Origin of the sequence: Okeania sp. SIO2B3, assembly GCF_010672525.1 — a bacterium.
Classification (GTDB): domain Bacteria; phylum Cyanobacteriota; class Cyanobacteriia; order Cyanobacteriales; family Microcoleaceae; genus Okeania.
Genome location: NZ_JAAHGH010000239.1, coordinates 1 through 1426, shown reverse-complemented (window position 1 = coordinate 1426; position 1426 = coordinate 1). Strand labels below are relative to the sequence as shown.

The window sequence follows — 1426 nt, the reverse complement described above, 5'->3', positions numbered from 1 at the left end:
CTGCTGTAAAATACCTACACAATTCCGGCAAAACTAGGACAAACCTGGTAATGCCAGAATTGAAGCTTATTTCCTGCTTCAACCTGGGGAGTCGGCTCCTTCCAGTTCACAGGCGTAAATTCGGGTGCAGCCCACCCTAGCCTTTTGATTCACTTCCCCATATTGAGATAACACAATCGCCGCATTTAAGTCGCGGTCTATAACTGTTCCGCAGTTGGGACAGTTATAGATGCGGTCACTTAGCTTGAGATCTCTTGTAATGTGACCGCAATTATGACAAGTTTTAGATGAGGGAAACCACTGGTCAGCTAGCACTACACTTCCACCACTAGCGACGATTTTGGTTGTCAATCGTTGCCTAAATTGATAAAATCCAAGCCTTGCTATAGATGCTGCTAACTTACCATTTTGCATCATCCCTTTGACGTTTAGGTTTTCTAAACAGATGTGCTGATAATAACTCGCTAATTCAGTAGTAATTTTCTCGATAAAATCTTTACGCTGACTAGCAATACGAGCATGATATTTTGCCAATTTTTTGTAGTATTTTACCGCATTTTTTGAAGCAGGTTTACCCTTACCACCTAGTTGCTTCTGGCGATTATGCCACTGAAACTTAGCCAACTTGAACTGCTCTTTTTTTATTGATTCAGGAAAAGAAATAATCTGGTTTTCTTTTGATGAAGCTATTGTACCAAACTGTTTCACACCAAGGTCAATGCCAAAAGCCTCTTGATAACGTTCATCTAATAATGGATGAACTGGTAATTTTTCTGCTTCAACACCAAAGCTAACAAACCATTTTTCCCCTGTTCTACTAATAGTAAAAGTCTGACTTGCTGTGGTGTAAGGAATTGATTCCCATAATCGAAAAGTTCCTAATGTTGGTATTTTAATTTTTTTACCAGGGTTAATTGTAACTTTTCCATTACCGTCATAAACCGTGAAAGATTGTCGGTCTTTTTTTCTTTTTAACTGAGGATACTTACTTGTTCCTTCTTTATAGCGTTTAAATGCTTCACCTAGATGTTGAAAAGCACTTTGATAAATGCGAGATGAATAATTATTTATCCAAGCATATTCTGGTTGCTTTTTGACATAGTTAGTAAAGACTTTTTTAGCTTCTAAAATGCGTAATGTGTAACTCAAGCTAACTTTCTGGCCGCGTTTGTTAACTTTGGTCATGCCAGAAGTTCCATTAACCATATTGAGGCCATAGTTGTAAACGAAACGAGCATAACCAGCCCATTGAGCCATTTTTGAGCGCTCCTGGTTATTAAGCTTTAATTCAAGTTTTTTGGCGTACAATCAAATCACCTCCAACCAGATTATCAACCATTTTTTTTGTCAAGTCAAAAAAATCCCCTTCTTTGTTTGAGCTATTGCCAGAAATTGCCAGAGATATTGACACTAGCAATCAGCTCCT

At 38.1% G+C, this 1426-nt stretch carries 2 protein-coding genes; both read right to left on the bottom strand.

Going from position 1 to position 1426, the window contains the following annotated elements; all coding sequences use genetic code 11:
* Positions 1 to 78: 78 nt before the first annotated feature.
* Entirely contained in the window at positions 79 to 1257 is a 1179-nt protein-coding gene (locus F6K15_RS37925; RefSeq protein ID WP_293071261.1) for a transposase, read from the bottom strand.
* 31 nt (positions 1258 to 1288) lie between these two features.
* Positions 1289 to 1411: a hypothetical protein gene (locus F6K15_RS37920; protein WP_293071259.1), complete on the bottom strand. Its 123-nt coding sequence runs from the start codon at positions 1409 to 1411 to the stop codon at positions 1289 to 1291.
* Between the last annotated feature and the right edge of the window lie 15 nt (positions 1412 to 1426).

Coding starts and splice junctions, on each gene's coding strand:
- F6K15_RS37925 (WP_293071261.1), bottom strand. CDS start 1,257: ATGGCTCAATGGGCTGGTTATGCTCGTTTCGTTTACAACTATGGCCTC.